The following is an 18,466-nucleotide window of genomic DNA, read 5'->3' as shown; positions in this document are numbered from 1 at the left end:
GTAGTTGAGCGTCTTGTTATGGATACTATATATGCCTTAGCGACAGCGCAGGGCAAAGCGGGCGTTGCAGTGGTCCGTGTATCCGGGCCTGATGCTTGGAAGTCCGCATTGCATTTGTGTGGCCGCGTACCGGCACCCCGCCGCGCAAGCCTTTGTCGGCTGACCGATGCGAACGATCATCTCATTGATTGCGCGCTGGTTCTGGTGTTCGAGAAGGGCGCCAGTTTTACCGGAGAAGATTGCGTTGAATACCATCTTCACGGTAGCCGCGCCATCGTCGCCGCAGTGCTGAAGGCCTTGGCGGACTTGGACGACTTCAGATTGGCTGAACCGGGAGAGTTCACCCGCCGCGCGCTTGAGAACGGCTGCATGGACCTCACGGAGGTTGAGGGCCTGGCCGATCTCATTGATGCGGAAACTGAGGCGCAGCGGCGTCTTGCCGTCCGCGTATTCGAAGGAGCACTGGGCGCCAAGGTCGCACGGTGGCGCGAGCAATTGGTTCATGCAATGGCGCTTCTGGCAGTTACGATTGATTTTTCGGACGAGGATGTGCCGGATGATGTGACGGCGGAGGTCGCTACGCTGATGCGTTCCGTTCAGGAAGACCTTCAAGTCGAACTCACTGGGATCTCTGCGGCGGAACGTGTCCGGGACGGGTTTGAGGTCGCCATAATCGGGCCCCCAAACATCGGGAAGTCGACGCTGCTCAATGCTCTGGCGGGTCGGGACGCGGCGCTGATCTCGGATATTGCGGGAACGACACGCGATGTCATTGAAGTTCGCATGGATCTTAGTGGACTGCCTGTGACGTTCCTCGATACGGCAGGGCTGCGGGATACCAACGATCATGTTGAAACGCTGGGTATTGCGCGGGCACTCAAGCGGGCCGAACAAGCGGATATTCGGGTCTTCCTCACGGACGGTCGCGTCACCGATCATTTTATGCCGGAACCGGATGATATCGTTCTGCGTGGAAAGTCGGACCTGACTGGTGGGTCGGCTGGGATATCCGGCAAGACAGGAGAAGGTGTCTCCGAACTGCTGGCACAGATTACGGCAACACTTCAGCAGAAAGCGAGTCAAGCCGGCGTCGCAACCCAGGAGCGCCACCGCATAGCGATGAAACGTGCGAACGAGAGACTTGAACACGTGCTGATGCTGGTCGAGATTGGAACAGAGCAAACAGAACTTTTGGCCGAAGATCTCCGGCAGGCTGTATCCGCTCTTGATGCATTGGTCGGGAAGGTTGATGTAGAAGACTTGCTCGATTCGATTTTTAAGAACTTCTGCCTTGGCAAATGAAGGATGTTTCACGTGAAACATGATCGCTACGACGTCATAGTGATTGGCGGTGGCCATGCAGGATGCGAGGCAGCTCACGTTGCTGCGCGCATGGGGGCGCGAACCGCGCTTGTGACTCTGGATATATCGAAAATCGGCGTCATGTCTTGTAATCCAGCAATTGGTGGTCTGGGCAAGGGGCACCTTGTTCGTGAAATTGACGCATTCGACGGCGTCATGGGGCGTGTGGCGGATAAGGCCGGGATTCAGTTTCGGCTGCTGAATCGCAGAAAAGGACCTGCAGTGCGAGGTCCGCGGGCGCAGAGCGACCGAAAAATCTATGCCGAGGAGATGCAGCGGGAACTCCGACTTCTTCCAGGGCTGGACCTGCTAGAGGGCGAGGTCGCGGACCTTCTGCTTGAGGGGGATGCCCTGAATGGTGTTGTCCTTGCCTCTGGCCACACTCTCTATGGGTCGACCGTTGTGGTGACGACCGGGACCTTCCTTGGAGGCGTTATCCACATCGGGGACGAATCATTCCAGGCTGGTCGTATGGGCGAAAGTCCGTCGAACCAATTAGCCAAGCGGTTCCGAGACATGGGTCTTCCGATGGGGCGTCTGAAAACGGGAACGCCACCGCGCCTTGATGGGCGAACGATTGATTGGGCTTGTTTGGAATCCCAGCCCGGAGACGATGATCCGACATTCTTTTCTTTCCTGACAAAGAAGATATCGACGCGGCAGGTGGAGTGTGGGATTGCCTACACAAACGCAGAAACGCACGAGATAATCCGGAAAAACCTCGATAAATCGGCAATGTATGGCGGACGAATTGAGGGGACCGGGCCGCGATACTGCCCATCTATCGAAGACAAGATCGTCCGGTTTGCAGACAAGGACAGCCACCAGGTCTTTTTGGAACCTGAGGGCATTGACGATCACACGGTGTATCCAAATGGCATATCGACTTCGTTGCCTGCCGACGTCCAGTTGGCGTATGTCCGGTCGATGAAGGGCTTGGAGAGGGCCGAAATCCTTCAGCCGGGCTACGCGATCGAATACGACTATGTCGATCCGCGCGCGCTCGGGCTTGATTTGCAGCTCAAGACCCGTCCCGGCCTTTTTCTCGCCGGCCAGATCAACGGAACCACGGGATACGAGGAGGCGGCCGCACAGGGACTTGTCGCGGGCCTGAACGCGGTGCGCTGTGCGCGAGGGGAGGCGCCGGAGCTGTTCAGCCGTAGCGACAGCTACATTGGGGTTATGATCGATGACCTTACCAGCAGGGGGGTTGCAGAACCTTACCGGATGTTTACTTCACGGGCGGAGTTCCGTCTTGCACTGCGGGCGGATAACGCAGACCAGCGTCTGACCCCGCGTGCGATGACCCTCGGTTGCGTTGCCGTTGAGCGTGCTACACACTTCAAAGAGAAAATGGGCTTGCTGGCGCACTACCGGACAGTGCTTGAAGCGGAAACGTGGCTTCCACGTGATATAATGGCGGCGGGAATCCCGATAAGCGCCGATGGTGGGCGCCGTACCAGTCTCGATCTTCTTTCGTTCCCGAACGTTTCCTTCGCGCAGATCATCGCGTTGAATCCAGAGCACGCGGCGATTCCCGAGGCGATCCAACATCAACTGTGGTGCGACGCGCTGTATTCGAAATATCTTGAGCGGCAAGAGCGCGACGTGGCCATACTGAAGCGGGAAGAGGGGATGGTCATTCCCCGAGGGTTCGACTTTTCTGCGGTAGTCGGTCTTTCCAACGAAGTTCGGCAGAAACTTGAGGTGCACCGTCCAGCTACGCTGGCGCAGGCAGCGCAGATCGAGGGAATGACGCCGTCCGCGCTCGCGCTGTTGCTGTCGCGGATCCGACCGCTGCTGAAACATGCATAATGCGGCGGGGCTCGGCGATGTTTCACGTGAAACAACCGAGCGGCTTGAGATCTTCGCTGGGCTTCTGAAGAAGTGGACTCGCAAGATCAATCTTGTTGCGCCGGGCACCATTTCCAATCTTTACGAACGGCATATTGCCGATTCGGCCCAGATTTTTGACCTGCGCCCTGAAGGGACTAGGAACTGGGTGGATCTTGGGTCTGGCGGTGGTCTGCCGGGCGCCGTGATCGCCATTCTGGCAGCGGAGGCTGCGCCGCAGCTCAGGGTCACTTGTGTGGAAAGTGATCAGCGCAAAGCGGTCTTTCTGAGGGCTGTTTCACGTGAAACAGCTGTCCCCTTCACAGTTCTCACGGATCGCATTGAGTCCGCTCAGCCGCTTGAGGCGGATGTTCTTAGTGCGCGTGCACTTGCGCCGCTGAGCAAGCTGCTTGAATTTGCCGACCGCCATTTGGCCGAGGGCGGAACGATGCTGTTCCAAAAGGGGGCGCAGCACGAGAAAGAGTGTACCGAGGCGGAAAAGAACTGGCGATTTGACCGCGAAGTCATTACCAGTTGTACCGATCCCAACGCTGTCATTTACAAGATCGGAGCACTGCGCCGTGCCTGAAGAGTCTCCCGCCCGGATCATCGCAATCGCCAACCAGAAGGGCGGTGTCGGAAAAACAACTACGACCATCAATCTTGCCGCTGCGCTTGAAAAGCGCGGCTCAAGATGCCTGATCGTTGATCTTGACCCCCAGGGGAACGCGTCCACCGGGATCGGCATCAACATTGAAGATCGTATTGCAACAACCTACGACTTGTTGATCGACGGCGCATTGCTGGCAGATGTTGTGCGGCAATCAAACGTTCCGGGTGTCGTGATCGCGCCGGCGACCACGGACCTGAGTTCAGCAGACATTGAACTTGTGGCGAATGAGCGGCGAAGCTTCCTGTTGCGTGATATCTTGCGGAGCGATCAACTGTCCGCGCTTGACGTGGATTTCGTATTGATCGACTGCCCGCCGTCGCTGAACCTTCTGACCGTCAACGCCATGGTCGCTGCGGATTCCATTCTGATCCCGCTGCAAAGCGAGTTCTTCGCTCTCGAGGGCCTGTCGCAACTCATGTTGACGATCCGGGAGATTCGCCAGACCGCCAATCCCGCGCTTCGGATTGAAGGTGTCCTTCTGACGATGCACGATCAGCGCAACCGTCTTGCGCAGCAGGTCGAGGCTGATGCGCGGGAGACGTTGGGAGAGTTGGTTTTCAGAACCATCGTGCCGCGGAACGTCCGGGTTAGTGAGGCGCCGTCCTATGCGATTCCGGTTCTCGACTACGATCCGGCTTCGAAAGGGAGTCTGGCATACACTGCATTGGCGGAAGAAATACTAGCGCGACATGCATCTGTTGCGGCTTGAGGGGGAAAGAATGAACAGGGAAAAAAGAGGCCTGGGCCGGGGCCTGTCCGCGTTGATGGCCGACGTGTCCGTGCCCGAGCAGGGCAACCCGCCTCGAGCGGCGGAGCGGCGAATTCCGATCGAACAGATCTCGCCCAACCCTGACCAACCGCGTCGCCGCTTTCAGGAGGCCGATCTGACGGATCTCGCGAACTCGATTCGTGAGAAGGGTGTGATCCAGCCGTTGATCGTGCGTCCGTCACCGGGGCGCGACAATGAGTTTCAGATCGTCGCGGGTGAACGACGTTGGCGCGCCGCACAGATGGCGCAGTTGCACGACTTGCCGGTTCTGGTCCGTGACCTGGACGATACCGAAGTCCTCGAAATTGCGATCATCGAGAATATTCAGAGGGCCGATCTCAACCCGGTCGAGGAAGCTGCCGGGTATAGGCAATTGATGGACCGTTTCGGTCATACTCAGGAACGGTTGGCTGAGGCGCTTGGTAAAAGCCGCAGCCACATTGCCAACTTGTTGCGTCTGCTCAACCTTCCGCCCGAGGTTCAGTCGCTGATGATTGATGGGCGCCTCAGCGCGGGGCACGCACGCGCACTTATTCCGACCGATGACCCGCTTAAGTTGGCCCGGATCGTGGTAGAAAAAGGGTTGTCGGTGCGCGACACCGAAAAACTCGCTAAAAGTGGGCCCGCACCTGCGCAAGCCAAGGGCGGCCGCAGCAATGACAGCGACAAGGACGCCGACACCCGCGCTCTGGAGCAGGACCTGAGTGCCAATCTTGGCATGAAGGTCGCGGTCAATCACCGCGAAGGTCAAGAAAATGGAACAATAACAATCGCTTATAAATCCCTGGACCAGCTGGACGAACTGTGTCGTCTTCTCAGCCTTACGCCGACGGCCGGGACCATATGAACGTCAGCACGGCGATCAGGACGACCGCTTGAATTGCTAGGATGCTGGGCCGAACGGCCAGCATGACCGAAATTCCGAATGCGACGAAGATCGAAACGGTCGCGATCCGCTTTGCCGGGGCGCGGATTGCTCCGTGCGTCCGCCAGTCCCTTATATGAGGGCCATAGACCGGATGATCGACGAGCCAGTCGTGCAGCCGGGGCGAGGATTTGCCGAAGCAGAACGCCGCGAGGATCATCAGCGGGACCGTCGGCAGCAGGGGCACGACGATGCCCACCAGACCGATGGCCACGGCGATCAGTCCGGCAAAGGTCCAGAACAGGCGCATGGCTACTCCGCAAGAAGCTCTCGCAGGATCGCGTTCAGCACGCGTCGGCCCTGCAAGGTGGTTCGAAGGCGATCGTCCGCGGCGGTGATCAGGCCAAGGTCCGCCAGATGTGACAGTGTATCGCGCGCGGGTGTCAGCCCGAGTGCATGCAGCCTCGTCAAATCGGTGCCTTCGTCAAGCCGCAAACTCATCATCAGGTATTCGGCGGCCTGGTCGGGCAGGGGTAAGGGTTCCGTCAGCGACGAGCCGTTGCCGTTTCTCTCTACCGATGCCAGCCATGCGCCGGGCTGGCGGTGGGTTTCCGTCGCCATGCGTCCGCCCGGCTGCTGGGTGACGCGGCCATGTGCGCCAGGCCCGATGCCAAGATAATCGCCATAGCGCCAATAGATCAGGTTGTGACGACTTTCGGCCCCGTCGCGGGCATGGTTGGACACTTCGTAGGCTGGCATCCCCTGCGCCGCGCAAAGGTCTTGCGTCAGGTCGAACATGTCGGCGGCAGAATCATCCCCGGGCAAATCGCGCAAGGTGCCGCGCGCGTGGCGATCCCCGAAGGCCGTGCCCGGCTCGATCGTCAGTTGGTATAGCGACAGGTGATCGACAGCGAGTGCCAGTGCGCGGGACAGCTCGTCCCGCCAGCTGTCCAACGTCTGGCCCTGGCGGGCATAGATCAAATCGAAGCTTACCCGGTTGAAGATGCTGCGCGCGACATCGAAAGCGGCAATCGCCTCTGCGCTGCTGTGCATCCGTCCGAGCCGCCGAAGATCATCGTCGTTCAGTGCCTGTATCCCCATCGACACACGGTTGATCCCGGCATCGCGGAAGGCGCGGAATTTCGCGGCTTCGACCGACGTTGGGTTGGCTTCGAGAGTGACCTCCAGATCGTTCGCGACGGGCCAGCGACTGCGCACACGGGCCATGATTTCGGCCACGACCGCAGGGTCCATCAGGCTGGGCGTGCCGCCACCGAAGAACACGGTGCGCAGGACGCGCCCGCCGGTCAGGTCGGCGCTACGGTCGATCTCCGACAGGTATGCATCGCGCCATCGGGCGTGGTCCACCCGCGCGGTGACGTGGCTGTTGAAGTCGCAATAGGGGCATTTCGCGGCGCAGAAAGGCCAGTGGATATAAAGGCCGAAGCCCCCCGCTTCCCAGTCAGCCGCGGTCAAGAAGCCCGGCCTTCAGCTTGGCGAAAGCGTCGGCGCGGTGGCTCATCTCGTGTTTGCGGGACGGGTCCATTTCGCCGAACGTTTCGGTCTCGCCGTCGGGGAGGAAGATCGGATCGAAGCCGAAGCCCTGCGCGCCGCGCATCGGCCAGACCAGCCGCCCGCCGACGATGCCTTCGAACAGCATGTCGCGCCCGTCGGGCCAAGCCACGCAAAGCGTGCAGCGGAACTGTGCAAGCCGCGGTTCGGGGGCACAACTGTCTTCCAGAAGGTCCCAGACCTTTTTCATCGCCATCGGGAAATCGCGGCCGTTCGGGGTTTCCGCCCAATCCGCCGTATAGACGCCGGGCGCGCCATCCAGCGCGTCAACGGTGATGCCGCTGTCGTCGCTCAGTGCGGGCAGGCCAGAAGCTTGGGCGGCGGCGTGCGCCTTGATCCGGGCATTGCCCGCAAATGTGTCTTCCGTCTCTTCGGGTTCCTCGAACCCAAGTTCCGCCGCAGACTGCACCTCGATCCCGTAGGGCTCCATCAGCGCCCGGATCTCGCGGATCTTTCCCGCGTTGTGGGACGCGATGACCATGCGTGGGCCAAGCGCAGTCATGCGCCCACGGCCTCATGCTGGGCGGCTACCAGCCCGGCAACGCCCCTTTCGGCAAGATCCAGAAGCTGGACCATCTGGTCCCGGCTGAAGGTCGCGCCTTCGGCCGACATCTGCACCTCGATCAGTTTGCCCGACCCGGTCATCACGAAATTGCCGTCGGTGCCGGCCTCGCTGTCCTCGGGATAGTCGAGGTCCAGAACCGGCTGCCCGGCATAGATCCCGCAGCTGACCGCAGCGACCGGGTCCACCAGCGGGTCAGTCAGCACCTCGCGCGCTTTCATCAGCTTGTTCACCGCCAACCGCAGCGCGACCCAGCCGCCGGTGATAGACGCGCAGCGCGTGCCGCCATCAGCCTGGATTACGTCACAGTCGATGGTGATCTGCCGCTCACCAAGGGCCACGCGATCAAGGCCGGCGCGCAGGCTGCGGCCGATCAGGCGCTGGATTTCCTGCGTGCGGCCCGATTGTCCGCGCTTCGCCTCGCGCTGCATCCGGCTGTGCGTGGCGCGGGGCAGCATCCCGTATTCCGCCGTCACCCAGCCAAGGCCCGTGTTTTTCAGGAAGGGCGGAACACGGTCCTCAAGCGATGCGGTGCACAGCACATGCGTGTCCCCCATGCGGATCAGGCAGGACCCTTCGGCGTGCCGTGTCACACCTGTCTCGATGGTCACGGGGCGAAGTTCATTGAGCTTTCGTCCGGAAGGGCGCATGACAAATCCTTGCGTTGGGGTCGCGGTCCCTTATCTTTCACTGGTGGTGTAGTTCAACCCTTGAGAAACGCGCCACCAAGGACGGTGACAATGAGTGAGGATGCTTCCCTGCTGCAGGACCTGAATGATCGGTCGCGCGAAGTGTTCCGGCGGGTCGTCGAAAGCTATCTGAACAACGGCGATCCGGTGGGTTCGCGCACGCTGACCCGCTCCATGAGCGAGAAGGTTAGCGCTGCGACGATTCGAAATGTGATGCAAGACCTTGAATACATGGGGCTGCTTGGTTCGCCCCACGTTTCTGCGGGCCGTATTCCGACCGAGAAGGGCCTGCGCATGTTCGTGGACGGGTTCCTGGAAATCGACGACCTGACGCTTCAGGACCGTGAGAGCATCGACGCGACAATGGGCAAGAACGGGTCCGATGTTGGCGCGATGCTGGACAATATCGGTGCCGCGCTGTCGGGTGTGACGCATGGCGCGAGCCTGGTTCTGACCCCAAAGCACGAAGCGCCGATCAAGCATATCGAGTTCGTCAGCCTCGCTGCGGACCGTGCGCTGGTGGTGCTGGTGTTCGCCGATGGTCATGTCGAGAATCGGGTGTTCACGCCACCACCAGGGCAGACGCCATCTTCCATGCGGGAGGCGGCGAACTTCCTCAACGCACTGGCCGAGGGCCGTACGCTGAGCGAGTTGCGCGGCGTGATCGAACTCGAAATCACCCGCCGCCGCCGCGAGATCGACGGGCTTGCCAAGGAACTGGTCGAATCAGGGCTCGCCGTATGGGAAAGCGGCAGCGAACTGGCCGAGGGCAGCGAACGGCTGATCGTGCGCGGCCGGTCCAACCTGCTTGATTCCCAATCGCAGGAAGACTTGGAGCGCATTCGCAGCCTGTTTGACGACCTGGAGCGCAAGCGCGACATCGCCGAGTTTCTCGAACTGACCGAGGCGGGCGAAGGTGTGCGCATTTTTATCGGCTCCGAGAACAAGCTTTTTTCACTTTCGGGTTCCTCTCTGGTGGTCAGCCCATATATGAACGCAGATCGAAAGATCATCGGCGCGGTGGGTGTCATCGGTCCGACCCGGCTGAACTATGGCCGGATCGTCCCGATCGTGGACTACACCGCCCAGCTTGTCGGAAAGCTTATTTCCGACCGCAGTTAGAAGGAGTGGACATGGCGGACCCGAAAAAGAAGGACATCACCGACCTCGAGGACATCCTGTCCGCGGCAGGTGACGAACCGCCCGTCGATATCGACGCCCTTGCCGAAGGCGCGGCCGACTTCGATGCCGCGCAGGATGACGCCATTCGCGGTGAAATCGACGCGCTTAAAGCCGAGCGCGACGAATTGCGCGACCGGTTCATGCGGGCGCTGGCCGATGCGGAGAACGCGCGCAAGCGCAGCGACAAGGACCGCCGCGAGGCCGAGAACTATGGCGGCTCCAAGCTGGCGCGCGATCTGCTGCCGGTGTTCGACAACCTGTCGCGTGCGCTGGCCGCGGCGACGCCCGAACAGCGCGAACAGGACAAGGCCTTGCTGGAAGGGGTGGAGCTGACCCTGCGGGAGCTGACCAACATCTTCGGCAAGCATGGCATCACGCAGGTCGCGCCGCAGAAGGGCGACAAGTTCGACCCGCAATTGCACCAGGCGATGTTCGAAGCGCCGCTGCCCGGCACAAAGCAGGGCGAGATCATCGAGGTGATGGCGTTTGGCTTCCTGCTCCATGACCGGCTGCTGCGACCCGCGCAGGTCGGCGTGTCATCGAACCCCGGCTGATCTAGCCGGGCTTCGCCAACCCCTTCAATTCGTACAGGATCGACAGCGCTTCAAGCGGTGTCATCTGGTCCGGCTGGATATCGTCCACCCGGCGACGCAGCGGGTCCTCCCTTGGAAGGGTCGTTGGCGCGGGGGGCGGTGCCGGGGCAGCGAACAGCGGCAGATCGTCGATGACAGGCCTTCGCCCGCCGGTTTCCTGGTCGTTGCGCTCCAACGTGTCGAGAACTGCGCGCGCCCGTTGGACCACAGCGGGCGGAAGGCCCGCAAGCCGCGCCACTTGCACGCCGTAACTGCGGTCCGCCGCGCCGGGTCGCACTTCGTGCAGGAAGATCACGTCGCCCTCCCATTCCTTGACCGACACCGTGGCATTGGCCGCGCCTGGCAGTTTGTCGGCCAGTGCGGTCAGTTCGTGGTAGTGGGTGGCGAAAAGCGCGCGGCAGCGGTTCGTGTCGTGCAGGTGTTCCAGCGTGGCCCAGGCGATCGAAAGCCCGTCATAGGTCGCGGTGCCGCGCCCGATTTCGTCAAGGATCACGAGTGCCCGCGCGTCTGCCTGGTTCAGGATCGCGGCGGTTTCAACCATCTCGACCATGAAGGTGGACCGACCGCGCGCAAGATCGTCGGCTGCACCGACCCGACTGAACAACTGCGAGACAAGACCCAGCCGCGCCGAGCGAGCCGGCACGAACGCGCCGGCCTGAGCCAGAAGGGCAATCAGTGCATTCTGCCGCAGCCACGTGGATTTGCCGGCCATGTTCGGTCCGGTCAGCAGGCAGATCGCCGCGTCCTCGTCGGCCGTCAAAGTGCAATCATTGGCCACGAAGCCTTGACCGCCTTCCCGTCGCAGCGCCGCCTCCACCACGGGGTGGCGGCCGGCGACGACCTCGAAGCTGCGGCTGTCGTCCATCTGGGGGCGGCACCAGTCGCCGCCTGCGGCCAGATCCGCCAGTCCAGCGGTCAGGTCGATCTCGGCCAGCGCGCGTGCCGCAATTCCGATGCTGGCGCCCGCGGCGACAGCTGCCTCACGCAGCGCCGCGAAGTGACGCTTTTCGATCTCCAGCGCCTGGCTGCCTGCGTTCAGGATGCGCCGCTCGAGATCCGACAGTTCCACGGTTGTGAAGCGCACTGCGCTGGCCGTGGTCTGCCGGTGAATGAACGTCTCGGATAGCGGCGGCGCCATCATCTTGCCCGCATGGGTGGCGGTGGTTTCGATGAAGTAGCCCAGCACGTTGTTGTGCTTGATCTTCAGCGTGCCGATCCCGGCGGTTTCAGCATACTCGGCCTGCAGGCCGGCGATCACGCCGCGGCCTTCGTCGCGCAGGGTGCGCGCCTCGTCCAGCGCCGCATCATGGCCTGGCGCGATGAAACCGCCGTCGCGGGCAAGATGCGGCGGCTCGGCGACGAGGGCGGCGTCGAGAAGGCCGCGCAGCCGGTCATGTCCTGTCAGCCCGCGGGTGGCTTCGGTCAGCCGGTCGGGCATCCCGTCCCGGTCCAGCAGGCGCGCCACCTGTTCCGCCTCGGCCAGCCCGTCGCGCAGCGCCGCCAGGTCGCGTGGACCGCCCCGATCCAGCGACAGCCGCCCCAGCGCGCGGTCCATGTCCGGTACCCGGCGCAGCGCGGCGCGCAGGTCATCGCGCAGCCGCCCGTCGCCCAGAAGCACCTCGATCGCATCGTGGCGGCTGCGGATTTCGGCCAGGTCGCAGGACGGTGCGGCAAGCCGCCTGTCCAGAAGCCGCGCGCCTGGCGCTGTCACGGTCCGGTCGATCACGGCTAGCAGCGACCCGTCGCGCCCGCCCGAAAGGCGCTGGCTGATTTCCAGATTTCGCCGTGTCGCGGCATCAATCTGCATCGCGCCGCCCACCGCTTCACGGGCAGGCGGGCGCAGCAGCGGCAGGTTTCCCTTCTGTGTCAGGTCGAGGTAGTCCACCAGCGCGCCAAGCGCCGACACCTCGGCGCGGGTGAAACCGCCGAACGCATCCAGCGTTTTCACGCCATAAAGTGCGCAAAGCCGTGCATCGGCGTTGGTGCTGTCGAAGCTCGCTGCGCCCAGAACCGACACCGCCGCATCGGTCATTTCACGCAGCATGCCTTCTTGCGCCGCGACGCACAGGAGTTCCGAAGGCGACAGGCGGGCAAGCAGCGGACCCAGCGCCACGGGAGCGCAGGGCGCGACCACGACCTCGCCGGTGGACATGTCGGCCCAGGCCAGGGCGCCTTCGTCCCGGATCAGCGACCACGCGGCAAGGTAATTGTGCCGTCGCGCGTCCAGCAGGCTGTCCTCGGTCAGGGTGCCTGGCGTGACCAGCCGCACAACGCCGCGCTTGACCACGGATTTCGAGCCGCGCTTCTTCGCTTCGGCCGGGTCTTCGAGCTGCTCGCAGATCGCGACGACGAAACCCTTGCGCGTCAATGTCTGCAAATAGCTTTCGGCCGAATGCACCGGCACGCCGCACATGGGGATGTCCGCGCCTTCGTGCTGGCCGCGCTTTGTCAGCGCAATGTCCAGCGCTGCCGCTGCCGCGACCGCGTCGTCGAAGAACATCTCGTAGAAGTCGCCCATCCGGTAGAACAGAAGCGCGTGCGGATGCGCGGCCTTGATTTCCAGATACTGCGCCATCATCGGCGTCATGGCGGCCCCTGACCCTGTTTGCGGACACTCCCGGCGGTGTAATCCACCGGGGGCGGGGGAAAAACCTGAAAATGTCGCCCGCGCGCGGACGGTTGCGGCACTGGTATCGCTAACCTGCCGTTGAGGCGGCGAAGCCGGTCGCGTAAGACGGCCAAACCGCGAGGGAGGAGCCAGCACCGATGTCCAGCACCAAGATCACCCCGGAAGAGGCCCTTGCCTTTCACCTGAACCCGATGCCGGGCAAGCTGGAGATCCAGGCCACCGTGCCGATGAGCACCCAGCGCGACCTGAGCCTTGCCTACAGCCCCGGTGTGGCGGTTCCCTGCGAGAGCATCGCCGCCGACCCGCAGGCCGCCTATGACTACACGGCAAAGGGCAACATGGTCGCGGTGATTTCGAATGGCACTGCTGTGCTGGGGCTTGGCAACCTTGGCGCGCTGGCTTCCAAGCCTGTGATGGAAGGCAAGGCGGTTCTGTTCAAACGCTTCGCCGACATCAACTCCATCGACATCGAACTCGATACAGAGGATCCGGACGAATTTTGCCGCGCAGTGAAGTTGATGGGTCCGACCTTCGGCGGCATCAACCTTGAAGACATCAAGGCGCCGGAATGCTTCATCATCGAACAGCGCCTGAAGGAAGAAATGAACATCCCCGTCTTCCATGACGACCAGCACGGCACCGCGGTGATCTGTGCCGCGGGATTGATCAACGCGTTGCACCTGTCGGGCAAGAAGATCGAGGATGTCAGGATCGTCCTGAATGGGGCAGGCGCGGCGGGCATCGCCTGTCTTGAACTGCTGAAATCGATGGGCGCGCGGCAGGACAACTGCATCATGTGCGACACCAAGGGCGTGATTTATCAGGGCCGCACCGAAGGCATGAACCAGTGGAAGTCGGCCCATGCGGCACGCACCGACCTGCGCACGCTCGAAGAGGCCATGAAAGGCGCGGACGTGTTCCTTGGCGTGTCGGTGAAGGGTGCCGTCACGCGCGACATGGTCGCCAGCATGGCCGACAACCCGGTGATCTTCGCAATGGCCAATCCCGACCCGGAAATCACTCCCGAAGAGGCGCACGAGGTCCGGCTGGATGCCATCGTTGCAACGGGGCGGTCGGATTACCCCAATCAGGTCAATAACGTGTTGGGCTTTCCCTATCTCTTCCGCGGGGCGCTGGACGTGAACGCGCGTGCCATCAACGACGAGATGAAGATCGCCTGTGCCGAGGCGCTGGCGGCACTGGCCCGCGAGGACGTGCCAGACGAGGTGGCGGTGGCCTATGGCCGGAAACTTAGCTTCGGGCGCGACTACATAATCCCGACGCCGTTCGATCCGCGGCTGATCTGGCGTATTCCGCCTGCCGTAGCGAAGGCCGGGATGAATACGGGCGCGGCCCGCCGCCCGATCATCGACATGGAAGGCTACGAGTTGAGCCTGAAGTCCCGGATGGACCCGACGGCGTCGATCCTTGAAGGACTGCACGCCCGGGCACGCCAGGCACAGGCGCAGATGATCTTCGCCGAAGGCGACGATATCCGTGTGTTGCGCGCCGCCGTGTCCTATCAGCGGTCGGGGCTTGGCAAGGCCATCGTCGTCGGACGCGAGGCCGATGTGAAGGCCAAGCTGGACGCGGCCGGCCTTGCCGACGCAGTGCGCGAATTGCGGGTGATCAACGCCGCCAACACCCAGCATCTCGAAAGCTACAAGTCATTCCTTTACAATCGTCTGCAACGGCGCGGTTTCGACGGGACCGATGTACATCGGCTAGCCGCGCGCGATCGGCACGTGTTCTCGGCGCTGATGCTGGCACATGGCCATGGCGATGCGATGGTGACGGGCGCCACGCGCAAGTCGGCGCATGTGATGGAGCAGATCAACCACGTGTTCGACGCCGACAGCGATCACGGCGCAGTTGGTGTGACCGCGCTGCTGCACAAGGGACGCGTTGTGATGATCGCGGACACTCTGGTGCATGAATGGCCGAACGAACACGACCTTGCCAACATCGCCGAGGGGTCGGCCAAGGTGGCGCGCTCGCTGGGGCTTGAGCCGCGTGTGGCCTTCGTCAGCTTCTCAACCTTCGGCTATCCGGTGTCCGAGCGCGCCGAAAAGATGCACCGTGCGCCGAAAATCCTGGAACAACGCGGGGTCGATTTCGAATTCGAGGGCGAGATGACCGTGGACGTGGCACTGAACCCGGATGCGGCGAAGGCCTATCCGTTCTCGCGGCTGACCGGTCCTGCCAACATCCTCGTGGTGCCCGCGCGGCACTCGGCCTCCATTTCGGTCAAGCTGATGCAGGAAATGGCCGGCGCGACGGTGATCGGGCCGATCCTGTCGGGCATCGACAAGCCGATCCAGCTGTGCAGCACGGGTGCGACCGAGAACGACATCCTGAATATGGCGGTTCTTGCGGCGGCCAACGTGGGCTGAGCCGCCTGCAAGCGATCCGGGCCGAGCGCGCGCCCCGCGCTCAGCGTTCATTGCCGCGCGGGAACGATTCCACCAGGTCCGAGAAGGCAGCGCCCATCGTGCGCAACTCACCGGACAGCGAAAAGCCCGGCTTGCTCCGCGTGACCTGTGCCCCTGTGGACCGCCCGGCCATCCAAAGTTCGACCGTTCCGGGGCGGGGTTTGGGCGCGTAGCTGGTGAAGTCGCGCAGTTCCACATCCGCCTGGCGGGCCACCAGTTCGGCGATCTGCGCGTCCTCGGCGTGGTAGAACCTAACTTGCCCCGTCCGGATCGTATAGGGCGTGTCCGCGCGCGGCAGATCGCTGAACCCGGCCTGACGCAGAGCGTCGATCTTGTCGGCTACAAGGTTCTGGCTGGCGAAGCGTGGCACGTTCACATGGATCTTCGCGCGGGCCAGTGTTGGCGGGTCAATCGGGGGTGCTTCGCCTGCGCCCGGATCGTTCGTATCTGCAGTTTGCATTTGCGGGCCAGGCGGCGGCGCATCGGGCGCGGGTGATGCCGCAAGCTTCGGCGTGCCGTCCGGCCCAGCCTGGCCGCGCGCGGGCGCAGTATCCGTCGCAGGTACGGCATCCGGCAGGGTGGCGGGTGCCGACTGTGCGGGACTGGCTGGTGCGTTCAGGGAAACCTCGCGAGGCATGGCAGGTGCCGCCAGCGTGACCGGCGCGGATACAGCGGCGCGGTCCGACTGGAAGGCCGGAGCCAGCACCAGCGCGAACGGCAACGCGAATCCAAGCCCGACGCAAAACGCACCCATCATGGCCAACCCGCCCGCTGCGCCTTTGCGTCGGGGCCCGTCAAACCAATGCGCCCCGGGCTGAGGCGATGTTCTGCGCGCGCCAAAGGTCTGGCGCACACCTGCGTGCGGCGCGGTGGCTTCTGCGGGCGTGGAATTCAGCGCAGCCTCGGGCCCGGGTTCGGCCGCGGGATCGGGAGTGGGCCCGCGCTGTTCGGCGATGCGCCGGGCCAGAACCTCTGCCCGGCGTGCGCGGGCATCGGCCAGACGCGCATCCCAGTCATCCTGGTCGATGACCGGATGTGTATCAGCGGCGCCGCCGCCGGTCCGTGTGGTGGTGTCGGGCCGTGCGTCCCGGCGGTCTTGCGGCATAAAGAACCTTTCAGATCGGTACGCGCCTGTTTCGAAATGCTTCTGCAAGCCTTCGGCCAAAACGCGACCGCAAGGGTTAACCACGAAGCAATGTGGCCCATTTCGGCGAAAGATTGCCGCTTTTTCTGCAGTCAGCCACCGATGAACGGCGCGGCCTGCGCTCCCCAGATCCGGCGGATCCGGTCGTCGCGGCCGCAGGCGGCGCGATACTTCTCGTAGGCGGCGGCCTTGGTCTGCGGGCCGAAGCGGGTCAGGATCAGGTCCTGCGACTTGTAGTAATCCTGGTGGTAGGCGTCGGCGGCATAGAACACGGCAGTGTCGCGCAGTGAAACGCGCGTGTTGCGGCCCAGATCCTCCGCCGCCTCCGCCAGCGCGGCCTCGGCCTGCACCTTTTGGCGGTCCGACAGCGCGAAGATTGCGGGTGTGTAGGTATGACCCCGATCGCAGAACTGCCCGCCGTCGTCGAACGGGTCGATGCTGCGCAGGAAGGTATGCAGGATGTCGTCATAGCCGATCCTGTCGGGGTCGAAGGTGATGCGCACTGTTTCGATATGCCCGGTGCCGCCGCGCACGACCTGCCTGTAGGTCGGGTTCTCGACGCTGCCGCCGGCGAAACCCGACACAGCCTCGATCACACCGGGCAGCTTCTCGAAGTCGGCCTCGACGCACCAGAAGCACCCCCCCGCCAGAAGCGCCTGTTCCGACTCGGCGGCGTGCAAAGGTCCGGCGCGCAGCGCAAAGCCCGCGACGATGGCGATCCCCAGCATCAGGGGTTTCAGGGCGGACAAACGTTCCATCATGGCAGTACCTCCAGTGCGAGCATGCGCCTGTGGCGTGGTTCCCGCAATCGCCGGGCCGCCGGTGTCACAAAGCATTGAGCGGGCGTGAGCGTCGCCTTTGCGGTTGCCTTGGGCGCGGCGCCGTGCTGACCTTGGGGAAGGCGCGCGGGGCGCCATGACGTGAGGGAGCCGAAACATGAGCAAGCGCGACGACCTGATCGCTCAATATGCCGCTGACCTTAAGGACAAGTGTGGGGTGGAACCGGACATGGACCTTTTGACCAAGGTCACGATCGGACTGGGGCCGACGATCTACAACGCAGACAGCAGCACCGTCGCGGGTACTGACCCGTCCGAACTTGAAACGGTGCGCAAGAACTTCCTGATCGGCAAACTGGGGCTGGCGGATGGCCCGCACCTGGACGAGGGGATCGCAGCGGCGCTGGACACCTACGGGCGCAGCGAACGGAACAAGTTTCGCGCCGTGTTATACTACCTGCTGGTCGTTCATTTCGGCCGCGCTGACGTCTACGCCTGATCCGGTCGGCGCCGCAGGCCCGGTGTCAGAACGGGAAGCCGTCCGCATCGAGCGCGGCCATCGCTTCGTCGGCTGTTTCGACGAAGCGGAAAAGGCCAAGATCCTCTGCGTGGATCGTGCCGCTGTCCGCCAGCGCTTCCCAATTGATGATGCCGCGCCAGAAGCTTTCGCCGAACAAAAGGATCGGTACGCGTGACATTCGGCCGGTCTGGATCAGGGTCAGCGCCTCGAACAACTCGTCCAGCGTGCCGAACCCGCCGGGAAATACGGTGATTGCGCTCGCGCGCATCAGGAAGTGCATCTTGCGGACGGCGAAGTAATGGAAGTTGAAGGATAATTCCGGCGTGACGAACGGGTTGGGGGCTTGTTCGTGCGGCAGAACGATGTTCAGCCCGATGGATCGTCCGCCGGCGTCCTCGGCGCCGCGGTTGCCCGCCTCCATTACGCCGGGCCCGCCGCCGGTGACGATGACATTCTCGCCGCCACCGCCAGCGATACTGCGCAGGGTGATTTGCCGCGCGAAGGCGCGCGCCTCGTCGTAGTAGCCGGTCAGCGCGGCCAGACCCGGATGCGCGCCCGCTGCCGCGCCCGGTGCCGGGATGCGCGCGCCGCCGAACATGACAACAGTGGACCGGATGCCGGCCTCGTCCAGCGTCAGATGCGCCTTCAGCAGTTCCAGTTGCAGCCGCACCGGGCGCATGTCCTGGCGCGACAGGAAGTCGGTGTCCGTGAACGCCAGGCGGTGGGTCGGCGACCGGGTCTGCGGCGTGTCGGGGATGTGTCGCGCGCGTTCCATGTCGGCGCGCGCCTCGGGCAGCGGGTGGGCGCCGGCGGGTCTGCGCGGGTCGGTCATGCGGGGGGCCTCCGGGTGTTGGCGGCATTG

General features: G+C 63.2%; 17 protein-coding genes. 9 read left to right on the top strand and 8 right to left on the bottom strand.

Going from position 1 to position 18,466, the window contains the following annotated elements:
* The first annotated feature begins 18 nt into the window (after positions 1-18).
* From mnmE to DKT77_RS09935, 5 genes are read left to right on the top strand one after another with little or no spacing between them, the layout of a single operon-like run.
* Positions 19-1,302 carry a tRNA uridine-5-carboxymethylaminomethyl(34) synthesis GTPase MnmE gene (gene mnmE, locus DKT77_RS09955; protein WP_109811546.1) on the top strand — a complete coding sequence of 428 codons (1,284 nt, stop codon included), beginning with the start codon at positions 19-21 and terminating at the stop codon, positions 1,300-1,302.
* A gap of 3 nt (positions 1,303-1,305) precedes the next feature.
* Entirely contained in the window at positions 1,306-3,177 is a 1,872-nt protein-coding gene (gene mnmG, locus DKT77_RS09950; RefSeq protein WP_238547783.1) for a tRNA uridine-5-carboxymethylaminomethyl(34) synthesis enzyme MnmG, read from the top strand.
* Positions 3,170-3,784, top strand: coding sequence for a 16S rRNA (guanine(527)-N(7))-methyltransferase RsmG (gene rsmG / locus DKT77_RS09945; RefSeq protein ID WP_109811545.1), 615 nt, complete (start codon positions 3,170-3,172; stop codon positions 3,782-3,784). Before mnmG ends, rsmG begins: the two co-directional genes overlap by 8 nt.
* Positions 3,777-4,577: a ParA family protein gene (locus DKT77_RS09940; RefSeq protein ID WP_109811544.1), complete on the top strand. Its 801-nt coding sequence runs from the start codon at positions 3,777-3,779 to the stop codon at positions 4,575-4,577. The genes rsmG and DKT77_RS09940 overlap by 8 nt, the downstream gene beginning before the upstream one ends.
* 10 nt (positions 4,578-4,587) lie before the next feature.
* Positions 4,588-5,484: a ParB/RepB/Spo0J family partition protein gene (locus tag DKT77_RS09935; RefSeq protein WP_109811543.1), complete on the top strand. Its 897-nt coding sequence runs from the start codon at positions 4,588-4,590 to the stop codon at positions 5,482-5,484.
* On the opposite strand, the gene DKT77_RS09930 is transcribed toward DKT77_RS09935, so the two are convergent.
* The 4 genes from DKT77_RS09930 to rph are packed head-to-tail and all read right to left on the bottom strand — an operon-like array spanning position 5,459 to position 8,286.
* Positions 5,459-5,812 (bottom strand): YbaN family protein, encoded by a 354-nt coding sequence (locus tag DKT77_RS09930; protein ID WP_109811542.1) that lies wholly within the window; start codon positions 5,810-5,812, stop codon positions 5,459-5,461. The genes DKT77_RS09935 and DKT77_RS09930 overlap by 26 nt on opposite strands.
* Before the next feature lie 2 nt (positions 5,813-5,814).
* Positions 5,815-6,978: a radical SAM family heme chaperone HemW gene (gene hemW, locus DKT77_RS09925; protein ID WP_109811541.1), complete on the bottom strand. Its 1,164-nt coding sequence runs from the start codon at positions 6,976-6,978 to the stop codon at positions 5,815-5,817.
* On the bottom strand, positions 6,965-7,576 hold the full coding sequence (gene rdgB / locus DKT77_RS09920) for an RdgB/HAM1 family non-canonical purine NTP pyrophosphatase (protein WP_109811540.1): 612 nt from the start codon (positions 7,574-7,576) through the stop codon (positions 6,965-6,967). Before rdgB ends, hemW begins: the two co-directional genes overlap by 14 nt.
* Positions 7,573-8,286, bottom strand: a complete 714-nt coding sequence (rph, locus tag DKT77_RS09915; RefSeq protein WP_109811539.1) for a ribonuclease PH — start codon at positions 8,284-8,286, stop codon at positions 7,573-7,575. The genes rdgB and rph overlap by 4 nt, the downstream gene beginning before the upstream one ends.
* Positions 8,287-8,376: 90 nt before the next feature.
* Here rph and hrcA point away from each other — a divergent pair, with 90 nt between their 5' ends.
* On the top strand, positions 8,377-9,447 hold the full coding sequence (hrcA, locus tag DKT77_RS09910; RefSeq protein WP_109811538.1) for a heat-inducible transcriptional repressor HrcA: 1,071 nt from the start codon (positions 8,377-8,379) through the stop codon (positions 9,445-9,447).
* A gap of 11 nt (positions 9,448-9,458) precedes the next feature.
* Entirely contained in the window at positions 9,459-10,061 is a 603-nt protein-coding gene (locus tag DKT77_RS09905) for a nucleotide exchange factor GrpE (protein ID WP_109811537.1), read from the top strand.
* 1 nt (position 10,062) lies between these two features.
* On the opposite strand, the gene mutS is transcribed toward DKT77_RS09905, so the two are convergent.
* Positions 10,063-12,678 carry a DNA mismatch repair protein MutS gene (gene mutS / locus DKT77_RS09900; protein WP_109811596.1) on the bottom strand — a complete coding sequence of 872 codons (2,616 nt, stop codon included), beginning with the start codon at positions 12,676-12,678 and terminating at the stop codon, positions 10,063-10,065.
* A gap of 188 nt (positions 12,679-12,866) precedes the next feature.
* Here mutS and DKT77_RS09895 point away from each other — a divergent pair, with 188 nt between their 5' ends.
* Entirely contained in the window at positions 12,867-15,122 is a 2,256-nt protein-coding gene (locus DKT77_RS09895; RefSeq protein WP_109811536.1) for an NADP-dependent malic enzyme, read from the top strand.
* 40 nt (positions 15,123-15,162) lie between these two features.
* Here the strand turns inward: DKT77_RS09895 and DKT77_RS09890 are convergent, their stop codons facing one another.
* Complete coding sequence (locus DKT77_RS09890; RefSeq protein ID WP_109811535.1) at positions 15,163-16,266, bottom strand: serine/threonine-protein kinase; 1,104 nt, start codon at positions 16,264-16,266, stop codon at positions 15,163-15,165.
* 131 nt (positions 16,267-16,397) lie between these two features.
* Positions 16,398-17,066: a peptide-methionine (S)-S-oxide reductase MsrA gene (gene msrA / locus DKT77_RS09885; protein WP_238547781.1), complete on the bottom strand. Its 669-nt coding sequence runs from the start codon at positions 17,064-17,066 to the stop codon at positions 16,398-16,400.
* A gap of 175 nt (positions 17,067-17,241) precedes the next feature.
* Here msrA and DKT77_RS09880 point away from each other — a divergent pair, with 175 nt between their 5' ends.
* Positions 17,242-17,583, top strand: coding sequence for a DUF2853 family protein (locus DKT77_RS09880; RefSeq protein WP_109811534.1), 342 nt, complete (start codon positions 17,242-17,244; stop codon positions 17,581-17,583).
* A gap of 25 nt (positions 17,584-17,608) precedes the next feature.
* Here DKT77_RS09880 and DKT77_RS09875 read toward each other — a convergent pair whose 3' ends face one another.
* Positions 17,609-18,436 carry an LOG family protein gene (locus tag DKT77_RS09875; RefSeq protein ID WP_109811533.1) on the bottom strand — a complete coding sequence of 276 codons (828 nt, stop codon included), beginning with the start codon at positions 18,434-18,436 and terminating at the stop codon, positions 17,609-17,611.
* Positions 18,437-18,466 lie beyond the last annotated feature (30 nt).

Source organism: Meridianimarinicoccus roseus (assembly GCF_003172915.1).
GTDB lineage: Bacteria > Pseudomonadota > Alphaproteobacteria > Rhodobacterales > Rhodobacteraceae > Meridianimarinicoccus > Meridianimarinicoccus roseus.
The sequence above is the reverse complement of the archived record's forward strand: the minus strand, read 5'-3'. Positions and strand labels throughout refer to the sequence as shown.